Here is a 21,427-nt window from a genome sequence, read left to right as displayed (position 1 = left end):
CAAAAAAAACTCATCTGCCTTTATCGGCTTGTGGGCATGGAGATTGAGGCGAAAAAAAGGCGACTAAAGTCGCCATTGATCCAAGTTTTGTCAGAGCTAGTCCGGCAACCAACCCCACAACCAATGTTGCAGGTTCTTGCCGCTGAGCATGTAGTCGCGCAACACCGCTTCGCGCAGTTCATCGCCCATGCGGTAGCTGGCGTCAGGGTCGGCCAAGTGCATGCGGATTGCCGCGATCCATTCCTCGGTGCTGTTGCTGCGTACCTTGGTACACGGCAGGAAGCCGTCGTAGGCCTTGGTGTCGGTGCAGATCACCGGGTAGCCGCAGGCGCCGTACTCCAGCAAGCGCAGATTGCTCTTGCAGTCGTTGAAGATATGGAACTCCAGCGGCGCCAGTGCCAGGTCGAGGTTCAGGCTGGCCAGTTTGAACGGGTAAGTCTGCAACCCGACGGAGGCGTGGAACTCATGAATGTAGGGGCGCAATACTTCCGGGCACATCCCGAAGAACACCCACTCCACCTCATTGGCAAGTTCGCGGACGACGTCGGCAATGATTTCCAGATCGCCGCTGTGGCTGGTCCCCCCGCCCCAGCCGACCCGTGGCTTGGAGGATGTTCCGCGCCGGCTGCTCAACCGGGCCCATGGCTCGGGTCGCAACATGTTAGGCACCACGCGGATCTCGTTGTGCATGCAGGATAAGGCATCCGCCAGCGGTTGAGTTGTCACCACCACGCGATCACACAACGCGATACCCTCGCGCAACATCTGCTCGGTGTTGACCGGTTTGTTGCGCGTGTGGGTATTTTTCTTGGGCGCGCTTACGATGTAGTCGTCGAGTTCAAAAATCCTAAAAGCGCCGGAATACTTCTTCATTCGTAGAATGTCGCCAGCAGCACCTTCGCTGTAGCGCCCCTGCAACACGATGGCATCTGGAGACAGTCGCTCGATTTCAACGGTCGAAGGCGACTCGTAGGCCACCCGAGCAATCACTCGACCGGCAGCTTCAAGCTCAGCCAGAGGGGCCGTGACGCGATAATGACCAACTGCTGTGGCATTGACTGGCAAACCAAGTACCAGTGGCAATGTACGGGTGCAAAACGGGTTCCAGTTATTGCGTAGCGAGGGTTCCAGACCGAAGCTGGAAGCCCCCAGGCTCAAGGAAGGACTGTAAGCCGGGTCACGAGCAATCTGCGGCAGCCATTTGCGATAGAAAACTTCACGCTCGCGTTCCTGCAACGCTTCTTCCGGCTGGGCTGACGATTGCCCGGTCGCTTGCATGACGCTGGCGTAAGGCGTCCAGACCACCAGATAGCCATCCTTACCTATGCGCAGGCACAAATCGACGTCACTGAGGCCCTGGGTGAAAGTCGTCTCATCAAGGCAACCGAGCGCCTCAAACACCTGCTTGCGCACCATTAGGCAGTCGCTGCTGACCGAACTCCAGTTCTGGGTCGTGTGCAGGCGTTGCATGTAGCCACGAGAGGTCGCGGACTCGCCATAAAACGGTGATCCCACCGGTCCGGCCAACCCGAGGATCTGCCCTGCGCCGACAATCGTACCCTGGGGGCTGAGTATCCTTGCGCCGACCACCGCGACTTCCGGGCGCAAGGCATGGTTGATAAGCTCGTCCAACCAATCACTTTCGCAAATGACCATCTGTGGGCTAAGCAGCAACAAGTAGTCGCCCCGGGCCTGGCTCGCGGCAAAGTTACGCACCGCAGCCTCATTGTCGTCACCGGCGTAGCGCAGCACGCGCAGCATGCTTGCGCCCAACTGCGCCATGTCCGCCAGCCAGCCGAGCATGGCAGGATCCCGGACGCCGCTATCCACTATCAGAATTTCATAATGCGTATAGGCCGTGCGCTCGATCAGGCTTTCGCAGCAGCGCTGCAAGGCTGTCAGCGAATCCCCCGTACGCAGGATGATCGACACCAACGGACGAATGCCATATCGGTAGTCGATGCGATTGATCAGCGGCAGCACATCCTGGCGAATCTCATGAGGTGCGCCGATGCGCGCCAGGTGAGCGCTGACCATAGGGGCGTTGCCCTCAATAACTCCTGGCCACGACAGCCATTGGGCGAAGCTCAGCGTCGACTCCACCTGAATCTCAGCAATGTGCTCGATGGTCTGCGGGCCAGCCTCTTCTACCAACCGCCAGAGCAAATCGTGAGGTGCCAGTTCGCCATGGGCCGGGTCGAAACCGCCCACGGTCGTGAAACGCTCACGTTCGAAGGCCAGGGCCCGGCCGACGTAGGGATAGGCGCGCATCAGGTCGAGGTTGAAATCAGGCTTGAATACCGGCTCGATGGACTCGCCGTTTACCAGTGCGCCCTCATCGCTGTAAGCGCAGAGAATTCCCGGCTTCCCGGTCACGCGTTCGGCCAGGATCAACAACGCTGAATCACGGAGGGTATCGCCAGCGCGCAGAAGATAGAACCAATGCGCGCCCTCCAACTGCGGGACAATGGCATTGAGTTGCCGCGCCCAATCGGGCTGATAAGGCAACTGCAAAACCCGGTCATTGGCCTCGCAACGGGCGTCGGAAAGCACCACGACAGCCTGGGCCGGATAGAGCTGGCCGTCTATGCTGCGCAGCGTGGACGCCAATGCCACATTGTCACCGGCACCGTCGATGACAATGGGCACGATGTTCGGACGCAACGGCCAACTGTCGATACGCGCAGGAATGACACGCTGTTCGACCTCACTGAAACGACGATTCGACAACCATTCACGGTAGAACTCGGCATAGCTCTCGCTCCGGGCGCCTACCCGGCCGTTGACGACGGTATTGCGGTTGCCCAACACGCGGGTTACGCAGAGTTCCTGCCAGGCATGAGGCTGGTCAGTGATTTTACTCAGATCGATGCAGCGCACCCAACCCGAGGCCGGAGCCGCTTCGCCGCTGCGCGCAACAAGCATCTGCGCCAGCCATTCCCACTCTGCCTTCGCGGCCTTGAGCATTTCCGGAGTCTTGCTCAAACGCTCCGGGTACAGCCGTTCGATACTCAACACGGTATTCAAGGCAATCAGGTTGCCGCGACGCATCAGGCAGACGAACAAAGCAAAGTCGAGCAACGCGACAAAACCGGTACCGTCCTGAATCAGCGCCGGCAGCAATTCCAGCACATCGGCGCGACGCATCAGGACCGAACTGAAATTGCCAACGAAGTTGATTGGCGTGCTCTCGAAAATGGCCAGCATGTCGTCGCCCTTGAGCAAAGCGTCATTTGGCGAAAAGCGGCAGTTGTCCATACGGGGTGGCAGGATGAAGTTACCTGCGTCACACAACAGCCGAAGCGCAAACACAACGCTGACATCAGCATAATCCATCAGCGCCTGGGCCTGCATCGCAATACTCGGTGCGAATAGACGGTCGTCATCGCACAACACCTTGATGAATTCGCCCTGCGCCTCTTCGACACAGCGCAACAGATTGCCCTGAAGCCCCAATCGCTGTGGATTTTTCAGATAGCGGATCGGATGGGCCGGCTCGGTGAAAGACTCGACGATGTGGCGAATTTCATCACCGGATGAATCGTCGCAGACAATGATTTCGATGTGTTCGTAAGTCTGGGCCAAGGCGCTGAACAGTGCCTGGTCGAAGAACCGCGGGTTGTACGCGGGGATGACGATGCTGACGAGGGGGAGTGACTTCACAGTTAAAACTCTCGAGCGGCGGGCCCCGGCCTTTTCAGGTCGGAGCCCCGAAACCGCTTAAAAAAAGACGGTTGGCGGCTCGGTCGATACCGGCTCAGATCTTGTTGAACAGACCCAACTGGCTGATCTTGCTGAACGCCAGTTGCGAGGCTTGCAGCATGGTCTGTTGCAACGTCAGGCGAGTCATCACCTCAGCCGGATCGGAATCACGGATCGACGATTGGGTCTGGTTATTGGCCAGGATCAAGCTCTGATTGGTGTCGCTCTGGGTTTCCAGGGCCTGACCACGACCACCCACTGAACTCAAGGCACTGGACAATTGATCGGTGCCGCTTGCCAGGTTGCCGATACCGGAAGCCAGCGAAGCCTGCAACTTCTGCAGCGCGATCAGATCACCGTTGGTAGGCGTGTTCAGGGCAGTCCTCAACTGATTCACGGTATCCAGGATGTTCTGGGTTTCGTGGGTGTTGACCGCGATGCTGAACTGATCATCCGCGCCCGGCGTGCCGTTCAAGGTAAAGCTTACGCCCGATGCAGTCGCCACGTTGCCGGCCAGCGTGCCACTTGACACGGGTTGGCTGCCAGTCGTCAGTGGCGCCGCATAGAGATCGAAATCGGTGGCGCTGGTGAACTTCAACACGGCCGCCCCCGTAGGGAAACTGGCGTGGTAAGCCACCGGATCGGTGATTTCACTGCCGGTGATCTGCACTGCGGTAGGGTTACCGGGACTGCGCATCGGCACAAAGGTGTCCGGCTTGGCAGCCAAGGTGAAGGTATGGCCTGGCAACACCGTACCGGGGACATCACCCGTTTGCAGGTTGATATTCAACGTCAATTCCAAGCCACGGAACTGCACGGCCTGCCCGCTCTTGCTGTTAGGGTCAAATGCCCCGCCCTGGCTGGCTTCGGCGGTTACGTCATTGCCGAGCGAGTCGGTGATTCTCAGTTGCGTACCGCTGGTGAACTCAACGGTGTACGGCTCGCCGCTACGGAACTTGCTGTTATAGCTGACACTGGATGACACCTGGCCGTTGGACAAGACCACGCGCCCATCATCCACCGGCGGCGCGGTGCGGGTGACCTGACTGCGGCTGGTGTTGACGGCCTGCTGGAACACTTCCCAGCCGGTGCTGTTGGTGGCCATCGACATGGTGTCGCCGACCGGCAGGTCGAGCGTCACCTGGTCACCGTTGTAGCTGTAGCTGCCATCGGTGTTGCGGGTAAACGGGATGGTGTCACCCTTGGAACCGGAGAAGATGTACTTGCCGTTTTCGTCCTTGCTGTTCATCAGGCTCAGCAATTGTTCTTCGATCTGCGCCAGCTCCGAAGCGTTGGCCTGGCGGTCGGCGTCGGTGTAACCGGCGTTGCCGGCACCGACAGCCAATTCACTGGCCCGCTGCAACACGTTGCCGATACTGTTCATCACCGCTTCGGTGGTGCCCAGAGTGGCCTTGATGGTGTTGGCGTTGGTTTCATACTGGGCCAGCATCGAGGCCTGGGAGCCCAATTGCAGCAGACGCGAAGCCCCCACCGGATCATCAGCGGCGGTGTTCACCCGCACCAGGCTGCTGGCCTCTTCGCTGGTCTTGACCACGTTGGCGAAGTTTTTCTGGTAGTTCGCAGCCGTGCTTTCGTAAAACTGAGAGGTAGAAATGCGCATGGACTACGGCTCCTTAAAGACTGTTGATCAATGTGCTGAAGATTTCCTGCGCCGCCTTGATGATCTGCGAAGACGCGGTGTAGTACTGCTGGAACTTGACCAGGTTGCCGGTTTCTTCATCCAGATCGACGCCGGACAACGAGTCGCGGGCATTCTTGGCGTTGTCCAGGATCGCGCCGGTGGCAGCGCTGTCCAGCTTGCCTTGGGCGGCCTTGGCGCCGACCCCTTCCACCAGCTTGCCGTAGGCATCGTTCAGGGAAATGCCTTTGCTGGCAGAGTTGGTGTCCACGGTCTTGCCGGTCTGCAAGCCAGCGAGCACGGCACCGTTACGGTTATCCAGGCTGCCGGGCTGGCTAAGGCTTATGTCAATGCCGGCACCTTGTGAAGGCGCGCCGGCGATGGACATGTCGAACGTGACGGTGCGCTGCACCGGCGGTACGGACGAATCCATGATCGGGGCGCCGGTGGCGTCCTTGAGCGGAACGCTCAAGCTAAGAGTGTTGCTCTGGCCGGGCTTGATCGTGCCGCTACTGATCAAGCCGCCCTTGGCATCGAGCAGTTGGTAAGCCTGGCTGGTGCCACCGGCCGCAGTCGCCCCGAACACCACTTTGACCGGCATGGAATTCTTGATGCCGTTCTGGATGATGCTGGTGGTGGCTTCGTCGTAGATGTCCAGCTTCGTCGTCATGGTCGGCTGGCCGCTGGCCGGAATGGTCAGCGTGCCGCTGCCGCCCGGCGTGATGGCGGCGCCCAGCGGGGCGGCAATCGCCAGCCGCTTGGAGTCGGTCATCTCGGTCTTGATGCTGCCCGCCGCGTTGCGGGTCGGGGTGATCTTGAACGAATCGCCCGCGGCCGCGGTGCCGTTGGCGAAAGTCAGCGAGAAGCCATCGACGACCGGCGCTGGCGTGGTCGTGGTGCTGAACGCGCCCATCGACGTGTTATCAGGCAGGCGCTGTACGGTGTAGTTGGTGGCGCTGGTAAAGGTAATCTTGTAGTCGTTGGTGGTCAGCTTGCCGGTGTCTTCGATGGACACGTTGAAGTTGCCGGAGCCTGCGCTGTTGCCCAGCGAAGCGACGCTGCGCTGGCTCATCTGCGCGGCGCTGTTGATGCTGCTGAACAGGTTGGAACCGAACGCACCGTTCTTGTCGATACCCGAAGCCTGGATGCTGTTCATCTGGTCGGCGACAACCAGCGCCACGCGGCCCAGCTCGTTCATGGCCGGGTCGAGCACGGTGCTGCGGTAGCGCATCAGGCCGCCGATCTCGCCGCCGGTGAGCACCTGGGTAAGGTCCATGACGCTGGAACCGCTGTTGAGCTGGATACCCATGCGTCCCGGATCGTTCTTGTCCGGCACCGCTTCGAGTTTATTGGTGATATTACCCATGACCAGCGGCTGGCCGGAACCGAGGTAGATGTCCAGGCTGCTGCCGTTTTCCACGACCTGAGTGCCGGTGAAAGTGGACAACTGGCGAATGGTTTCGCTGCGGGCGTCGAGCAGGTCGTTCGGCGCGCCACCGGAATTGGAGACTTCGGCGATTTTCTTGTTCAACTGAGCAACGGTGGTGGCCAGGCTGTTGATCTGGTCGACCATGTTCGACAGGTTGCCGTTGATGTTCTGGCTCTGCTCCGTCAACTGGCTGGCAACCGAATTGAAACGGTTGCTCAAGGCCTGGGCATCGCTGAGCAGCAACTGGCGGGACGCATCGTCGCCCGGCTTGGCATTGACGTTCTGCACCGAGGCAAAGAACTTGGTCAACGCGCCGTTGAGGCCGGTGCCGCTGTCGGACAACAGAGAGTCGAGCGGAGTGATCTGCCCTTGGTAGGCCGCCGCGTCACTGTTGAGCGAGGTGGTGGTTTTCAGTTGCGCTTCGAGATAGGCGTTGTACACCCGGCGCACATCGGCCAGGGTCGTGCCGGAACCGATGAACACGTTGCCGTACTGGTTCGACGCCTTGGTGGTCTGCACGGTCTGCTGACGCGAATACCCTGCGGTATCGACGTTGGCGATGTTGTTACCCGTGGTCACCAGTGCGGTCTGGCTTGCGGACAGACCCGACATCCCGATATTGAGCAAACTCATGGTTCAGACCTTATAAAGTCGTGGTGGCACCAGCCGACGCGTAGTTCTGGTAACTCGTCATCTGCCGGGCTATGTTCGAAATCTTATTGGCGTAGTTCGGGTCGGTGGCGTAACCGGCCTTCTGCAACTCGCGTACAAACTGTTCCGGGTTATCGGCCGACTTCAGCACATCTTGATAGCGACTGTTGCTTTGCAGCAGGTTGACCAGGTCATGGAAACTGTCGCGGTACGAGGCGTAGGAACGGAACTCGGCGGTCTCCTTGACCATCGCGCCATTGCGGAATTCGCTGGTGATCGCCCGCGCCGAATCGCCCGTCCAGTTCTTGCTGGCCTTGATGCCGAACAGGTTGTGGCTGCTGCTGCCATCGGGCTGGCGCATCACCGACTTGCCCCAACCGGTTTCCAGGGCGGCCTGGGCCACCAGGTAGCGTGGATCGACACCGATGCGGTCGGCGGCTTCCTTGGCCATTGGCAGCATGGCGTTGACGAATTCATCGGCATCGCGGAAGGCCTTGCGCGCCGGTGCCAGCGGCGGCTGGGCCACGGCGCGACCATAGACCTGCATGTCCCCTTTCGGCTCGGAAGCCTTGAGCGCGGCCAGCCAGTCGCCGTTGGCCAGTTCGCCGGTGGTCGGCTTGACGGCGGCGATGGCGCGATCCGGCAGCAGGTTCTGCGCAGGGACATCGACATTGGTCGAGGCCGAAGGCACCAGCCCGGCGAGCAGGCGGTCGGCCAGTTTCGGCGGCAGGGCCAGGCGACGCTGGTTGAGCAGTTCCATGTCGTTGCGGTGGACGCCCTCGGACCCTTGCGGCGCGCTCACGGCCCGCGAAGCCCAGAGCGGACGCTGGCCGTTGCTGCGCGACAAAGGACCGTCGGGCAGCGTCCCGGCGGCCACTGGCGTGGGCACCGGTGCCTTGGCGACCTTGTCCAGCGCCTCCTGCTGTTTGGCGGCCGACAACGTGGCGGCCTCGCCGGAAGCCAGCGGTTTGTTCTTGGACATCTGGCGCAACAGCACATCGGCCAGGCCGATACCACCGCCTTCGCGAGACATGGAAACGGCCAACTGCTGGTCGTACATTTCCTGGTATTGCTTGGCTTCCGGTGTGTTCATCGGGTTGTCCTTGCCCAAGGCCTCGGTGGCCGAACGCATGGACTTGAGCATTTCACCGAGAAACAGCGACTCGAATTCCTGCGCCACTTTACGCAGGTTACCGTCGCTGTTCTTGTCGCCGACCTTGAGCTGGTTCAGGCGATTCAAGTCCGAGTAGGAACCCGAATCCCCGCTGATCAAGGCGCCTTTGCGCATATCCACCATGGCCGCGTTCCTTAAATCACGATCAGGTCGGCTTGCAACGCGCCGGCCTGCTTCAAGGCTTCAAGAATGGCCATCAAGTCGCCCGGCGCCGCGCCGACCTGGTTCACCGCGCGGACGATTTCATCCAGGGTCGTGCCCGGGCCGAACTTGAACATCGGCTTGGCTTCCTGTTCGGCATTGACCCGCGAACGCGGGACCACGGCGGTCTGACCGTTGGACAATGGCCCCGGCTGGCTGACGATCGGGTCTTCGGTGATGGTCACGGTCAGGCTGCCGTGGGTCACGGCGGCCGGGGAAACCTTGACGTTCTGGCCAATCACAATGGTGCCGGTGCGCGAATTGATGATGACTTTCGCCACCGCCTGGCCCGGATCGACCTCGAGGTTCTCCAGGATCGACAGGTAGTCGACCCGCTGGCTCGGATCCATTGGCGCGGTGACGCGAATCGAGCCGCCATCGAGCGCCTGGGCCACGCCCGGGCCCAGCATGTCGTTGATCTTGTCGACGATGCGCTTGGCGGTGGTGAAGTCGGAACGGTTGAGGTTCAGCGTCAAGCTGTTGCCCTGGTTGAAACCGCTCGGCACCGCACGTTCCACCGACGCACCGCCAGGAATGCGACCGGCCGACGGAACGTTGACGGTAATCTTCGAACCGTCGCGGCCCTCGGCATCGAAACCGCCCACCACCAGGTTGCCCTGGGCGATGGCGTAGACGTTGCCGTCGATCCCCTTGAGTGGCGTCAGCAACAAGGTGCCGCCACGCAGGCTCTTGGAGTTACCGATGGACGAAACGGTGATATCCACTTGCTGGCCGGGCTTGGCGAACGCCGGCAGATCGGCACTGACCGACACCGCCGCAACGTTTTTCAACTGCACGTTGCCAGAGCCGGCCGGCACCTTGATGCCGAACTGCGACAGCATGTTGTTGAAGGTCTGCAGGGTGAACGGGGTCTGGGTGGTCTGGTCACCGGTGCCGTTCAGGCCCACGACCAGGCCGTAGCCGATCAACTGGTTGGAACGCACGCCGGAAATGCTGGCGATGTCCTTCAAACGCTCGGCCTGAGCGGTAAAGGCTGCGGACATCACCAGGGCACCGATCAACAGCTGCTTAAGATTCAACTGGGCCACCTAGAAAGGGAACTTCGGGCTGAGGAAGAAACGGTCGAACCAGCCCGGCTGACTCGCATCGGCGAAGGCGCCGGTACCCGAGTAAGTGATGCGAGCATCGGCCACACGGGTTGACGGAACAGTGTTGTCGGTGGAGATGTCATCGGCACGGACCATACCGGCGATGCGCACCAGTTCGTCGCCGGTATTGAGGGTCAGCCACTTCTCGCCCCGCACGGCAATGATGCCGTTGGGCAACACGTCGGCGACGGTCACGGTGATCGAACCGGTCAGGCTGTTGCTCTGGCCGGACTGACTATCGCCCTTGGTAGCCCGGTCGGCGCTGTAACCGGCGTTGAGGCTCAGGTCACCGCCACCGATCGGGTTGTTGGTGGTCAGGCTGGAGCCGAACAACGACGTCAGGCCGACGCTGGTCTCGCTGGTCTTGTCAATCTGCGAGTTGGCGTTCTTGCTGGCCTGGGTCCGCTCGTTCAGGGTGATGGTGATGATGTCACCGACCCGGAAAGCCTTGCGGTCGCTGTACAGGTTCTGCTCGAAACCGGCCTGGTAGATCGAGCCATTGTTGGCGGCAGCCGGCAACGGTGTGCGCGGCAACACCGGAGCGTAATACGGGTCATTGGGCCTGGGTGTCGGGGCGACACAGCCCGCGAGTGCGGTGATGCCACTCAGTGCCAGAACAGATACGAAGCGTTTCATGACCCTACCTCTTGGTGTTGCAGGCGACCCAGGGGCCGCCCTGTCTACGTGATGACGGACGTTGCGACGTGATTACAGGTTCTGCGTAACGAACGAGAGCATCTGGTCGGCGGTGGAGATCACCTTGGAGTTCATCTCGTAGGCGCGCTGGGTGGTGATCATGTTGACCATCTCCTCAACGGTGCTCACGTTGGAGGTTTCCAGGGTGTTCTGCAGCGTGGTGCCGAAACCGTTCAGGCCTGGAGTGCCGACTTGCGGCGCGCCGCTGGCGGCGGTCTCCATGAACAGGTTGTTGCCCACCGCTTGCAGGCCGGCCGGGTTGATGAAGTCAGCGGTCTGCAAGTTGCCGATCACTTGGGAGGCAGGGTTGCCCGCCACGGTGATGGACACGGTGCCGTCGCGGCCCACGGTGAAGGTCTGGGCATCGTTGGGGATGACGATGGCCGGCTCCAGGGCGAAACCGCTGGCGTTGACGATCTGGCCATTGGAATCGAGGTGGAACGTACCGTCACGGGTGTAGGACGTGGTGCCGTCCGGCTGCAGGATCTGGAAGAAACCGCGCCCGTCGATGGCCATGTCCAGCGGCTGCTCGGTGGTCTGCAGGCTGCCGGCGTTGAAGTTTTTCTGGGTGCCGACGATGCGTACACCGGTACCCACTTGCAGGCCCGACGGCAGTTCGCTGTCCTGGGTCGACTGGGCGCCAGGCTGGCGTTTTACCTGATACAGCAGGTCCTGGAACTCGGCGCGATCACGTTTGAAACCCGTGGTCGAGACGTTCGCCAGGTTGTTGGAAATAGTAGAAAGGTTGGTGTCCTGGGCGGACAGACCTGTTTTGGCAACCCAAAGAGCCGGAAGCATTCGATTCTCCTCGTACGCCTGTTTTTCGGCGCAACGCTGTAATTAATGATTAGATCTGCAAGACCCGAGCCATGGCTTCATCGCCTTCTTTGGCGGTGTTCATCATCTTGACGTGGAGCTCGAACTGCTTGGCCAGGGCCAGCACCGAAGTCATTTCATCCACGGCGTTGACGTTGCTCGCCTCCTGGAACCCCGACACCAACTGCACGTTGGCATCGATGGGCGCCGGCTGGCCGTCCTTGGTACGGATCGAGCCGTCCAGGCCCTTGGTCATGTTCTTGAGGTCCGGGTTGACCAGCTTGATGCGGTCGACTTCAGCCATCACTCGCGGGCCTTCACCCATGGCGCGAATGCTGATGGTGCCGTCCTGGCCGATTTCGATTTTCTGCTCCGGCGGCACGGCGATCGGACCGCCGTTGCCCATCACCGGCATGCCGTTGCCGGCCCGCAGTACGCCCAGGGCATCGACATTGAGGCTGCCGGTACGCACGTAGCTTTCGCCGCCGTCGGGGTTCTGCACGGCCATCCAGCCCGGCCCGCTGACCGCCACGTCGAGGTCGCGACCGGTTTCCACCAGCGCACCCGGGGTGAAGTCCGTGGCAGGCCGTTCGGACAGGGCAAAGGCCCGCGCCGGAAAGCTGTCGCCGAACACCGGCATCGAGCGTGCCTGCTCCAGGTCTTTCTGAAAGCCATTGGTGGAGATGTTCGCCAGGTTGTTGGCATGGGCCCGCTGCGCCAGCGCGTTCTGGCTGGCGCCGGTCATTGCCACATAAAGGTACTTGTCCACTGTCGATCCTCTGCATGCCGGACGTTTGCCGCCCACTGCTGTGTTGCACAGCCTTAAGCAATTTGCAGACCAACTTTTTTCTGGCGCCCCTGGGTCTTGGAAACAAAGGACTTGAGGGGGCTGGAAGAGATTATGGGGATGTATCGAAGACGAAAAACCGGCGGTGTTGTGCCGGTTGCGGCAAGTGTCCGCCTAACCTGATCAACAGAGGACCCTGTGGCGAGGGAGCTTGCTCCCGCTCGATTGCGCAACAATCGTCAAAAAGTGTGGGGCTGCTACGCAGCCCAGCGGGAGCAAGCTCCCTCGCCACGAAAACACACAACTCACATGCCGGATTTTGTGCCGACTTCGTATTCGCGCAACTTGTTGGCGATGGTGGTATGGGAAACCCCCAGCCGCTTGCCCAGTTGCCGACTGCTGGGATGATCGGCGTACAGGCGCTCCAGCACGGCTTTCTCGAAGCGTCCGACGATCTCGTCCAACCCTCCCTCGAGGGAGAAATCACCAAGGGGCTGACGCACGCCATAATCCGGCAGGCGGATATGCTCGGCTTTTACCGTCCCGCCGTCGCACAGGGAAACCGCCTGGAACAGCACGTTTTCCAACTGCCGGACGTTGCCCGGCCAGTGGTAATGGCTGAGTCGGTCCATCGCCGCCGGGGCCAGCTTGGGCAGGGCACAGCCGATCTGACGGCTGGCCTGGTCGAGAAAATGCTCCACCAGCGGCGCCAGGCCGTCGAGGCATTCGCGCAGGGGTGGGATGTGCAAGGAAAGCACGTTCAAGCGATGGTACAAATCCTGACGGAATTCGCCCCGGGCGCAGAGTTCGGACAAATCGACCTGGGTGGCGCAGATCACCCTGACGTCCAGGTACACCTCTTCATCGCTGCCGACACGCCGGAAGCAACCGTCCTGCAGGAAGCGCAGCAACTTGACCTGCAGGCGCGGGCTCATCTCCCCTACCCCGTCGAGGAACAGCGTTCCCCCTGCGGTCAGCTCCAGCAGGCCGAGCTTGCCCTCGGCGCGGGCGCCTTCGAAGGCACCCGGCCCGTAGCCGAACAGTTCGGTCTCAGCCATCGACTCGGGCAGCCCGGCACAGTTGAGGGCCATCAACGGCGATTGCCCGCGCGGGCTCGCCAGGTGACAGGCACGGGCCAGCAGTTCCTTGCCGGTGCCGGTTTCGCCTTCTATCAATAGCGGCGCGTCCAGCGGCGCCATGCGCCGGGCCTCGCGCACCACCGCCGCCATCACCTTCGAACTCTGGAAAATGCTGTCGAAGCCGCGCAACTCCTGCTTGCGCACGTTATAGATACGTTCGCCGACCCGGTCGGCCCGGTGCAGCGTCAACACCGCACCGGCCATGGCTTCGCTGTCATCGTGTTCCGATTGCAGTGGCGCGATGTCCGCCAGGAACACATCGCCCTTGACCTTGACCCGCAAGCCGTTGATGCGCGACTGGTTGGCGCGCACCAGTTCCGGCAAGTCGAAATCCTCGGCGTAGCGGGACAGGGGAATCCCCGGCACCTCGTCGACCCGCACCCCGAGCAACTGCGCCGCCGCCCGGTTGGCCGCGACGATGGAGCCACCCATGTCGATGGACAGCACTGGGAACTCCAGGGCGCCGAGCAAGGCGTTGAGTTCCATGTGCCGACGCTCGCTGGGCATCAGGCCTACGCGCTTGACGCCAAATACCCCGGCGATGCCTTCGAATTTCGGACGCAACGCCTGGAACTGGATGTTGATCAGGTTCGGGCAGTGCAAGTAGATCGCATTGCCATGCTCACCACCGACCTCCCCTCGGGCGACGTTGATGCCGTACTCCACCAACAGGTTGAGGATGTCTCGCAGGATGCCGATGCGGTTCTGGCAATGGACTTTGATGCGCATGAAAAGGCCCGGGTGCGTATTAAGATAGAAAGGCGCGCCATCAAGCTCCCTGACCACAAGGTTTTCTGCGTGGCAGCGCAAATAAACGTCAAGATTATGTGACAGCTGTAGGCCATTTCCCAGTCAAAAATCCCGACAGCATCGAAGCACGGCTCAATACGTAACGAAAACTTTACGAAATCACCTCGTTATCGCCATACGAACTCTCGTCTGCCCGCTGCACACATCCCTGCTTCGCGTTATCTCTAATGCATCGCTGGACATAAAAACAAACAGCCTTCCCCCTGAGGGAAATCAGCAGGAGAGCAGCATGAAGCAGACGCAGTACGTGGCCCGCGAGCCCGATGCGCAAGGTTTTATCCACTACACCGCCGAAGAACACGCGGTGTGGAACACGCTGATCACCCGACAGCTGAAAGTCATCGAAGGCCGTGCGTGCCAGGAATACCTGGATGGCATCGACAAGCTGGGCCTGCCCCATGATCGCATCCCGCAACTGGACGAAATCAACAAGGTGCTGGGCGAGACCACGGGCTGGCAAGTCGCCCGGGTGCCGGCGCTGATCCCCTTCCAGACCTTCTTCGAATTGCTCGCCAGCAAGCAGTTTCCGGTGGCGACCTTTATTCGTACGAGGGAAGAGCTGGATTACCTGCAAGAGCCGGACATTTTCCACGAGATCTTCGGCCACTGCCCGCTGCTGACCAACCCTTGGTTTGCTGAATTTACCCACACCTACGGCAAACTCGGTTTACAGGCGTCCAAGGAAGAACGGGTTTACCTGGCGCGCCTGTATTGGATGACCATCGAGTTCGGCCTGGTGCAGACCCCGCAAGGCCGGCGCATCTACGGCGGTGGCATCCTGTCGTCGCCCAAGGAAACCGTGTACTGCCTGTCGGACGAGCCGGAGCATCAGGCCTTCGATCCGTTGGAAGCCATGCGCACGCCATATCGCATCGACATCCTGCAACCGGTGTATTTCGTGCTGCCCGAACTCAAGCGTCTGTTCGACCTGGCCCACGAAGACATCATGGGCATGGTCAAGCACGGTCGGGAGCTGGGCTTGCATGCCCCGAAATTCCCACCAAAAGCGGCGTGAACCGCGTCTTTTAATCTCAATTGAGTCTGTTGCACAACGCGGCTTTGCTTTAGCGTGGGTGCATCGACGTTTTTCAAATATTCGATCCGGGAACACACCATGAACACTCTGAACCAAGCCCATTGCGAAGCCTGCCGCGCCGACGCGCCACAAGTCAGCGACGAAGAACTGCCGGTATTGATCAAGCAGATCCCGGACTGGAACATCGAAGTGCGCGACGGCGTGATGCAGCTGGAAAAAGTCTTCCTGTTCAAGAACTTCAAGCACGCCCTGGCGTTCACCAACGCCGTCGGCGAGATCTCCGAGGCCGAAGGCCATCACCCAGGCCTGCTCACCGAATGGGGCAAAGTCACCGTGACCTGGTGGAGCCACTCCATCAAGGGCCTGCACCGCAATGACTTCATCATGGCCGCCCGCACCGATGACGTGGCCAAGACCGCCGAGGGCCGCAAGTAATGCATTTCGATGCCATCGGCCGGGTCCCCGGCGACCCGATCCTCGGCCTGATGGAGGCCTACGGGGCGGACAGCAACCCGCGCAAGTTCGACCTGGGCGTGGGTGTCTACAAGGACGCCCAGGGCCTGACACCGATTCTTCAATCGGTGAAGCAGGCCGAGCAGCGGCTGGTGGATCGCCAGACCACCAAGACCTACATCGGCGGCCATGGCGACGCCGCGTTCGGCCAATTGATCAATGAGCTGGTGCTGGGCGCCGACTCGCCGCTGATCCGCGAAAAACGCGCCGGCGCCACCCAGACACCGGGCGGCACCGGCGCCCTGCGCCTGAGCGCCGACTTCATCGCCCAATGCCTGCCGGGCCGTGGCGTATGGCTGAGCAACCCGACCTGGCCGATCCACGAAACCATTTTCGCCGCGGCCGGGGTCAAGGTCAGTCATTACCCGTACGTGGGTGCCGATAACCGCCTGGATTTCGAGGCGATGCTGGCGACCCTGAACCAGGCGCCCAAAGGCGATGTGGTATTGCTGCACGCCTGCTGCCACAACCCCACTGGGTTCGACCTGTCCCATGAGCAATGGCAGCAGGTGCTGGAGGTGGTGCGCAGCCGCGACCTGCTGCCGCTGATCGACTTCGCCTACCAAGGCTTCGGCGATGGGTTGGAGCAGGACGCCTGGGCGGTCCGGCTGTTTGCCCAGGCCCTGCCGGAAGTGCTGGTCACCAGTTCCTGTTCGAAGAATTTCGGCCTGTACCGCGACCGTACGGGTGCGTTGATCGTCTGCGCCCGGGATGGCGAGAAATTGCTGGATATCCGCAGCCAGTTGGCAAACATCGCCCGCAACCTCTGGTCGACGCCGCCGGACCATGGCGCGGCCGTGGTGGCGACCATCCTCGGCAACCCGGAACTCAAAAGCCTGTGGGCCGATGAGGTCCAGGCCATGCGCCTGCGCATCGCGCAATTGCGCAGCGGTTTGCTGGAAGCCCTCGAACCCCATGGCTTGCGCGAGCGCTTCGCCCATATCGGCGTGCAACGTGGGATGTTTTCCTACACCGGCCTGACGCCGGAACAGGTCAAGCACCTGCGCGAGCGCCACAGCGTCTACATGGTCGGCACCGGCCGGGCCAACGTGGCCGGCATCGACGCCACACGCCTGGACCTACTGGCCGAGGCGATTGCGGACGCGTGTAAATAACACCACCGTCGGCTGTAGATTTTGTGGCGAGGGAGCTTGCTCCCGCTCGGCTGCGCAGCAGTCGAAAAAAGGCTTGGCGCGGCGTGCCTGGAAGATTGCGTTGCTTCTTGGGGCGGCTTCGCCGCCCAGCGGGAGCAAGCTCCCTCGCCACGGTGGATCAATCCAGCCTCACGTCATCCGCCGACCTTGAGCAGTTACTGGCCCGTCCACTCCCGGACAAACTGCCCGGCATCTTCCTGCGGTGCCGTGCGCGCTTCTTTCTGCGGCGTGCCCAGGTAGAGGAAACCGATCACCTCTTCCCCGTCTTCAAGGCCCAGCCCCCTGGCCACATGCGGCGAATACGCCAGCTCACCGGTACGCCACACCCCACCGACCCCTTGGGCGTATGCCGCCAACAAGATGCCATGGGCCGCGCAGCCGGCCGCCAGCAGTTGCTCGGATTTCGGGATTTTGAAATGGTCCTGCAGACGGGCAATCACCACCACGACCAAGGGCGCGCGCAAGGGGCCGTTGAGGGCTTTTTCCACGACGGCTTCGGGTACCAGCGGGTCATTGAACTTCGCCGCTTCGGCCAGCAGCTCGCCCATGCGGTGCCGCGCCTGCCCTTCGACCGTCAGAAAACGCCATGGCCGCAACTGGCCGTGATCCGGAGCCCGCATGGCCGCGGCGAACATGAGTTCGCGCTGCTCCGGCGTGGGAGCCGGCTCCACCAGGCGTGGGACGGAAACACGGTTGAGCAAAGCGTCGAGAGCCTGCATCGGCCACCTCCTGAAAAAATGTTTGGCTATTCTAGTGGGTGCGCGGCGAGTCCGTTAGCTCAAATTCCGCGACCAGGCGCCCAGGCCCCGCCGGCTGCCGGTTTACATGCCGCTTGTCGCGGGTAGAATGGCGCCCTTCCCTTTCAGCCCGAGCGGACTTCATGGCGTTGCCGACCCTGCGGATCATTGGTTTCATCATCGGCATCTTCCTGATCACCCTGGCGATCTTCATGGTTGTGCCCATGATCACGCTGATGGTCTTCGAGCGAACTCGCGACCTGCCGTCGTTCCTCTGGTCGAGCATGATCACTTTCCTCGCTGGCCTGGCGCTGGTGCTCCCCGGGCGCCCGGAGCACATCCACCTGCGGCCAAGGGACATGTACCTGCTGACCGTGAGCAGTTGGCTGGTGGTGTGTATCTTTGCTGCGTTGCCCTTCCTGCTGACCCAGCACATCAGCTATACGGATTCGTTCTTCGAAAGCATGTCGGGCATCACCGCCACCGGCGCCACCGTCCTGAGCGGCCTGGACACCATGTCTCCGGGCATCCTGATGTGGCGCTCGTTGCTGCACTGGCTCGGCGGTATCGGCTTCATCGGCATGGCGGTGGCGATCCTGCCGCTGCTGCGCATCGGTGGCATGCGGCTGTTCCAGACCGAGTCGTCGGACCGCTCGGAAAAAGTCATGCCCCGTTCCCACATGGTGGCGCGGCTGATCGTGGCGTCCTACGTGGGCATCACCATCCTCGGCACCCTGGCGCTCTGGTGGGCCGGGATGAGCCTGTTCGATGCCATCAACCATTCGATGTCGGCGATCTCCACCGGCGGTTTCTCCACCTCGGACCTGTCCCTGGCCAAATGGACCCAACCGGCGGTGCACTGGGTCACCATCGTCATCATGATCCTCGGCAGCCTGCCGTTTGCCCTGTATGTCTCGACGCTGCGAGGCAATCGCCGGGCGCTGATCAAGGACCAGCAGGTCCAGGGGCTTATCGGCGTGCTGCTGGTGACCTGGCTGGTGCTCGGCACCTGGTATTGGGCCACCACCGACCTGCATTGGCTGGACGCACTGCGGCACGTGGCGCTGAACGTGACGTCCATCGTCACCACCACCGGCTTCGCCCTGGGCGACTACAGCCTGTGGGGCAACTTTTCCCTGATGCTGTTCTTCTACCTGGGGTTCGTCGGCGGTTGTTCGGGCTCGACGGCCGGCGGGATCAAGATTTTCCGCTTCCAGGTCGCCTATATCCTGCTGCGGGCCAACCTTCATCAACTGATCCATCCCCGCGCGGTGATCAAGCAGAAGTACAACGGTCATCGCCTCGACGAAGAAATCGTCCGCTCGATCCTCACGTTCTCGTTCTTCTTCGCCATCACCATTTGCGTGATCGCCCTGCTGCTGTCGCTGTTGGGGGTGGAATGGATGACGGCCCTGACCGGTGCGGCCAGTACGGTGTCCGGCGTCGGCCCGGGGCTGGGGGAAACCATCGGGCCGGCCGGCAACTTCGCACCGCTGCCAGACGCGGCCAAGTGGATTCTGTCGGGGGGCATGCTGCTGGGCCGGCTGGAGATCATCACGGTGTTCGTGCTGTGTATCCCGGCGTTCTGGCGCCACTGACCGGTTCCGGCTGGCTGACCAACCGCGCCCGGTATTCGCCGGGCGTGGTGTCGAACCAGCGGCGAAACGCCCGGAAAAAATTGCTCGGGTCGGCGAACCCCAGCAGATAGGCGATCTCCAACAGCGTCATGCCCGGCTGCGCCAGGTACTGCTCGGCCAGTTCGCGACGGGTGTCTTCGAGCAGGCTCTGGAAACTGGTGCCTTCTTCCTGCAAGCGCCGTTGCAAGGTGCGCTGCGACAGGTGCAGCGTCTGCGCCACCACATCCCGCTTGGGTTCACCCTGGGGCAGCAGCCGACACAATACTTGTCGCGCCTTGTGGGTCACGCGGCTTTCCGAAAAACGCGCGAGGTACTCCCCGGCAAACCGGTCGTGAAGCTGTGCCATGGCTTCGTTGGCCGTCGGCAGAGGCGCCTCCATGTCGGCCCGTTCAAAGATCAGCGCGTCATAAGGCGCACCGAACACCAGCGGCGCGGGGAAGGCTCGCTGATAAGGCGCCAGGTCCAATGGCTCGGCCCCCTGGAACAGCACCTTCACCGGGTGCAGGGTGCGCCCGGTCAACCAACTGCACAGAGCCAGCGCACAGGCCAGGGACGCTTCGGCACTTTGACGGGTCGGCGGCAGATGGTCGCCATGCACCGTCAGGATCAACCCGTAGCCCTCTTCCAACTGGCGAAAACTCAAATCGGCGCTTTCGGCGATGATCCGCTGGTACCGCACCAGCCGCTGGAAACCCTCCACCAGGGTGCGACTGGACATCAAGGCGTAGCCGACCACATGGAACGAGGCCGGGCGCACCACCTTGCCCATGTTCAAGCCAATGGCCGGGTTACCCGACACTTCCACCGCCCGCTGCCAGAGCCGCGTCATCGAATCCTGGGGGAAACGCGCGTCCGGATCCTCCAGCGAATCGAAATCCAGCCCCAGTTGTTTGAACAGCACCCGACAATCCAGGCCGTCCATTTCCAACGCCTTGACAATCCCCATCGCCCAGCTTGAAGAAGTGGTTCGTTCGTTCATGACGTTTTACTTGCATGACGAGCCGCAGGGTACGGCTGGATTTGCGAAGGATACTAAAGTGGCGCTGATTGTCACTGGCCGTTGTAAGTGGCCGCTCTAGACTTGAGTAAGAAGCCTAGAAGCATTGATCGCCAGAATAATAACCACAGAGAGCGCAGTCGTGGAAAACGCCAGACAATTCAATACCTTCGCCGAGTTCTACCCGTATTACCTCAGCGAACACAGCAACAGCACCTGCCGCCGATTGCATTTCATCGGCACCTCCCTGGTCATTCTGGTGTTCGCCCTCGCCCTCGTCGTGGGTAACGGGTGGCTGTGGCTCGCCCTGCCCGTGGCCGGCTACGGCTTTGCCTGGGTCGGGCACTTCTTCTTCGAAAAGAACCGTCCCGCCACCTTCCAGCATCCGCTCTACAGCCTGCTTGGCGATTTCGTCATGTACCGCGACATGCTGCGGGGCAAGGTCGCGTTCTGATAAGGACTCCCCATGAGCAACCATGCGCGCTTTACCCACATGCAGGAAGGGACTCAACAAGACTGGGCGATCATCGCGGCCGACTTCAGCGCCTACGCACGGCAATTGCCGGGCCGGATCCTGACCCACTTGAAACTGCTGGACGGTGATTTCGGCGGGTTCCCGGTGGATCGCCTGACCCATTCCCTGCAAACCGCCACCCGCGCCTACCGGGACGGGCGGGACGAGGAATACGTGGTCTGCGCCCTGCTCCACGACATCGGCGACACCCTCGGTTCGTATAACCACCCGGACATCGCCGCGGCGATCCTCAAGCCCTTCGTCAGCGCCGAAAACCTGTGGATGGTGGAAAAGCACGGGATTTTCCAGGGTTATTACTTCTTCCATCACCTGGGCATGGACCGGCACCTGCGCGAGCAGTTTTTCGAACATCCGCAGTACCAGGCGACGGTCGACTTTTGTGCGAAATATGACGCGGCGGCGTTCGACCCCGAGTACGACACGCTGCCGTTGAGTTTCTTCGAGCCGATGCTGGAAAGGGTATTTGCCGCGCCGAAGCAATCGATCTACAAGGCGGCGATGGCTGACGACACACCAGCCTGACAGATCCAACAAACCCGTGGCGAGAGAGCTTGCTCCCGCTGGGCTGCGCAGCAGCCCCCAAAAACAGGGCCGCTGCGCGCCCCAGCGGGAGCAAGCTCCCTCGCCACAGGGGTTATATGTTTGCTTGAGACGGTGTCAGGCCG

The 21,427-nt window shown here is 61.5% G+C and carries 17 protein-coding genes; 6 read left to right on the top strand and 11 right to left on the bottom strand.

What is annotated here, in order from left to right; genetic code table 11:
• Positions 1 to 96: 96 nt before the first annotated feature.
• The 9 genes from AC515T_RS07945 to AC515T_RS07905 all read right to left on the bottom strand — a co-directional run bounded on the left by AC515T_RS07945 (position 97) and on the right by AC515T_RS07905 (position 14,072).
• The gene (locus AC515T_RS07945; protein ID WP_496532057.1) at positions 97 to 3,663 is read right to left on the bottom strand and encodes a glycosyltransferase; all 3,567 of its coding nucleotides are present in this window, start codon (positions 3,661 to 3,663) and stop codon (positions 97 to 99) included.
• A 94-nt stretch (positions 3,664 to 3,757) separates the two neighbouring features.
• On the bottom strand, positions 3,758 to 5,323 hold the full coding sequence (locus AC515T_RS07940) for a flagellar hook-associated protein 3 (protein ID WP_496532056.1): 1,566 nt from the start codon (positions 5,321 to 5,323) through the stop codon (positions 3,758 to 3,760).
• 13 nt (positions 5,324 to 5,336) lie between these two features.
• A complete protein-coding gene (gene flgK, locus AC515T_RS07935) occupies positions 5,337 to 7,403 on the bottom strand; it encodes a flagellar hook-associated protein FlgK (RefSeq protein ID WP_496532055.1) in 2,067 nt (688 codons plus the stop codon).
• A 10-nt stretch (positions 7,404 to 7,413) separates the two neighbouring features.
• Positions 7,414 to 8,715: a flagellar assembly peptidoglycan hydrolase FlgJ gene (gene flgJ / locus AC515T_RS07930; protein ID WP_496533090.1), complete on the bottom strand. Its 1,302-nt coding sequence runs from the start codon at positions 8,713 to 8,715 to the stop codon at positions 7,414 to 7,416.
• Positions 8,716 to 8,729: 14 nt separating this feature from the next.
• Positions 8,730 to 9,800, bottom strand: coding sequence for a flagellar basal body P-ring protein FlgI (locus AC515T_RS07925; protein ID WP_210645138.1), 1,071 nt, complete (start codon positions 9,798 to 9,800; stop codon positions 8,730 to 8,732).
• Positions 9,801 to 9,845: 45 nt separating this feature from the next.
• Positions 9,846 to 10,541: a flagellar basal body L-ring protein FlgH gene (gene flgH, locus AC515T_RS07920; RefSeq protein ID WP_496532054.1), complete on the bottom strand. Its 696-nt coding sequence runs from the start codon at positions 10,539 to 10,541 to the stop codon at positions 9,846 to 9,848.
• Positions 10,542 to 10,613: 72 nt separating this feature from the next.
• The gene (gene flgG / locus AC515T_RS07915; RefSeq protein WP_039593104.1) at positions 10,614 to 11,399 is read right to left on the bottom strand and encodes a flagellar basal-body rod protein FlgG; all 786 of its coding nucleotides are present in this window, start codon (positions 11,397 to 11,399) and stop codon (positions 10,614 to 10,616) included.
• A gap of 49 nt (positions 11,400 to 11,448) precedes the next feature.
• Complete coding sequence (locus AC515T_RS07910; protein ID WP_060738660.1) at positions 11,449 to 12,186, bottom strand: flagellar basal body rod protein FlgF; 738 nt, start codon at positions 12,184 to 12,186, stop codon at positions 11,449 to 11,451.
• A gap of 323 nt (positions 12,187 to 12,509) precedes the next feature.
• Entirely contained in the window at positions 12,510 to 14,072 is a 1,563-nt protein-coding gene (locus tag AC515T_RS07905; protein ID WP_496532053.1) for a sigma-54-dependent transcriptional regulator, read from the bottom strand.
• Between the two features lie 310 nt (positions 14,073 to 14,382).
• Between AC515T_RS07905 and phhA the strand changes: the two genes are divergently transcribed.
• The 3 genes from phhA (at position 14,383) to AC515T_RS07890 (ending at position 16,817) form a co-directional block, all read left to right on the top strand.
• On the top strand, positions 14,383 to 15,168 hold the full coding sequence (gene phhA, locus AC515T_RS07900) for a phenylalanine 4-monooxygenase (RefSeq protein ID WP_496532052.1): 786 nt from the start codon (positions 14,383 to 14,385) through the stop codon (positions 15,166 to 15,168).
• 99 nt (positions 15,169 to 15,267) lie between these two features.
• Complete coding sequence (locus AC515T_RS07895; protein ID WP_003184087.1) at positions 15,268 to 15,624, top strand: 4a-hydroxytetrahydrobiopterin dehydratase; 357 nt, start codon at positions 15,268 to 15,270, stop codon at positions 15,622 to 15,624.
• Positions 15,624 to 16,817, top strand: a complete 1,194-nt coding sequence (locus AC515T_RS07890) for an amino acid aminotransferase (RefSeq protein WP_496532051.1) — start codon at positions 15,624 to 15,626, stop codon at positions 16,815 to 16,817. Before AC515T_RS07895 ends, AC515T_RS07890 begins: the two co-directional genes overlap by 1 nt.
• Positions 16,818 to 17,011: 194 nt before the next feature.
• Here the strand turns inward: AC515T_RS07890 and AC515T_RS07885 are convergent, their stop codons facing one another.
• Positions 17,012 to 17,575, bottom strand: coding sequence for an NAD(P)H nitroreductase (locus tag AC515T_RS07885; protein ID WP_496532050.1), 564 nt, complete (start codon positions 17,573 to 17,575; stop codon positions 17,012 to 17,014).
• A 161-nt stretch (positions 17,576 to 17,736) separates the two neighbouring features.
• Between AC515T_RS07885 and AC515T_RS07880 the strand changes: the two genes are divergently transcribed.
• Entirely contained in the window at positions 17,737 to 19,191 is a 1,455-nt protein-coding gene (locus AC515T_RS07880) for a TrkH family potassium uptake protein (RefSeq protein WP_496532049.1), read from the top strand.
• On the opposite strand, the gene AC515T_RS07875 is transcribed toward AC515T_RS07880, so the two are convergent.
• Complete coding sequence (locus tag AC515T_RS07875) at positions 19,148 to 20,209, bottom strand: AraC family transcriptional regulator (protein ID WP_496532048.1); 1,062 nt, start codon at positions 20,207 to 20,209, stop codon at positions 19,148 to 19,150. The two genes, AC515T_RS07880 and AC515T_RS07875, sit on opposite strands and share 44 nt — an antisense overlap.
• A gap of 160 nt (positions 20,210 to 20,369) precedes the next feature.
• On the opposite strand from AC515T_RS07875, the gene AC515T_RS07870 reads away from it, so the two are divergent.
• Both AC515T_RS07870 and AC515T_RS07865 read left to right on the top strand, forming a co-directional pair.
• Positions 20,370 to 20,681 carry an Mpo1-like protein gene (locus tag AC515T_RS07870; RefSeq protein ID WP_496532047.1) on the top strand — a complete coding sequence of 104 codons (312 nt, stop codon included), beginning with the start codon at positions 20,370 to 20,372 and terminating at the stop codon, positions 20,679 to 20,681.
• Between the two features lie 12 nt (positions 20,682 to 20,693).
• Positions 20,694 to 21,284: an HD domain-containing protein gene (locus AC515T_RS07865; protein WP_496532046.1), complete on the top strand. Its 591-nt coding sequence runs from the start codon at positions 20,694 to 20,696 to the stop codon at positions 21,282 to 21,284.
• Positions 21,285 to 21,427 lie beyond the last annotated feature (143 nt).

Source organism: Pseudomonas sp. FSO-7 (assembly GCF_059579345.1).
Note: the sequence above shows the minus strand (reverse complement) of the source record. Positions and strands in the feature narration are given on the sequence as shown.

Excerpts from the sequence above, each read along its gene's own strand:
- AC515T_RS07925 (WP_210645138.1), bottom strand. The coding sequence starts at position 9,800 with ATGTCCGCAGCCTTTACCGCTCAGGCCGAGCGTTTGAAGGACATCGCC.
- flgG (WP_039593104.1), bottom strand. The coding sequence starts at position 11,399 with ATGCTTCCGGCTCTTTGGGTTGCCAAAACAGGTCTGTCCGCCCAGGAC.
- AC515T_RS07890 (WP_496532051.1), top strand. The coding sequence starts at position 15,624 with ATGCATTTCGATGCCATCGGCCGGGTCCCCGGCGACCCGATCCTCGGC.
- AC515T_RS07865 (WP_496532046.1), top strand. The coding sequence starts at position 20,694 with ATGAGCAACCATGCGCGCTTTACCCACATGCAGGAAGGGACTCAACAA.
- flgH (WP_496532054.1), bottom strand. The coding sequence starts at position 10,541 with ATGAAACGCTTCGTATCTGTTCTGGCACTGAGTGGCATCACCGCACTC.
- AC515T_RS07895 (WP_003184087.1), top strand. The coding sequence starts at position 15,268 with ATGAACACTCTGAACCAAGCCCATTGCGAAGCCTGCCGCGCCGACGCG.
- AC515T_RS07940 (WP_496532056.1), bottom strand. The coding sequence starts at position 5,323 with ATGCGCATTTCTACCTCTCAGTTTTACGAAAGCACGGCTGCGAACTAC.
- AC515T_RS07885 (WP_496532050.1), bottom strand. The coding sequence starts at position 17,575 with ATGCAGGCTCTCGACGCTTTGCTCAACCGTGTTTCCGTCCCACGCCTG.
- phhA (WP_496532052.1), top strand. The coding sequence starts at position 14,383 with ATGAAGCAGACGCAGTACGTGGCCCGCGAGCCCGATGCGCAAGGTTTT.
- AC515T_RS07875 (WP_496532048.1), bottom strand. The coding sequence starts at position 20,209 with ATGAACGAACGAACCACTTCTTCAAGCTGGGCGATGGGGATTGTCAAG.
- flgK (WP_496532055.1), bottom strand. The coding sequence starts at position 7,403 with ATGAGTTTGCTCAATATCGGGATGTCGGGTCTGTCCGCAAGCCAGACC.
- AC515T_RS07880 (WP_496532049.1), top strand. The coding sequence starts at position 17,737 with ATGGCGTTGCCGACCCTGCGGATCATTGGTTTCATCATCGGCATCTTC.
- AC515T_RS07905 (WP_496532053.1), bottom strand. The coding sequence starts at position 14,072 with ATGCGCATCAAAGTCCATTGCCAGAACCGCATCGGCATCCTGCGAGAC.